Source organism: Mesoflavibacter zeaxanthinifaciens subsp. sabulilitoris (assembly GCF_014191595.1).
In the GTDB taxonomy this organism is placed as follows: domain Bacteria; phylum Bacteroidota; class Bacteroidia; order Flavobacteriales; family Flavobacteriaceae; genus Mesoflavibacter; species Mesoflavibacter zeaxanthinifaciens.
The window spans coordinates 746-1,321 of sequence record NZ_JACHWV010000016.1 but is presented as its reverse complement, the minus strand read 5'-3'; the positions used below and the strand labels follow the sequence as shown (position 1 = coordinate 1,321).

1 pseudogene is annotated in these 576 nt (G+C 42.5%); it reads right to left on the bottom strand.

The features are described 5' to 3' along the window. Window positions 1–576: pseudogene (locus FHS04_RS14285) on the bottom strand (hypothetical protein); the annotation flags it as partial.

Genomic DNA, 576 nt, shown 5'->3' with positions numbered 1-576 from the left:
TCTGTACTATTGATTCCGATTGGATCACATGGATTGTTTGGATCGAATGGTCCTGGTCCATATGTGTTTGGATCTTCTGGTGTGTTTGGATCATCAATCCCTGTTGTCTCTTCACAGTCTGTTAATCCGTCTCCATCGGTATCTGTACTATTGATTCCGATTGGATCACATGGATCTGTTGGATCTGATGGGTTCATTGGATCTACTCCAAATGTTCCTGGATCTAATGGTGTCGATGGATCATCGATTCCTGTTGTCTCCTCACAGTCTGTAAGACCATCTCCATCTGTATCTGTTGTATCAATTCCAATTGGATCACATGGATTGTTTGGATCGAATGGTCCTGGTCCATATGTGTTTGGATCTTCTGGTGTGTTTGGATCATCGATTCCTGTTGTTTCCTCACAGTCTGTTAAGCCATCTCCATCAGTATCTGTACTATTGATTCCGATTGGATCACATGGATTGTTTGGATCAAATGGTCCTGGTCCATATGTGTTTGGATCTTCTGGTGTGTTTGGATCATCGATTCCTGTTGTTTCCTCACAGTCTGTTAAGCCATCTCCATCAGTATCT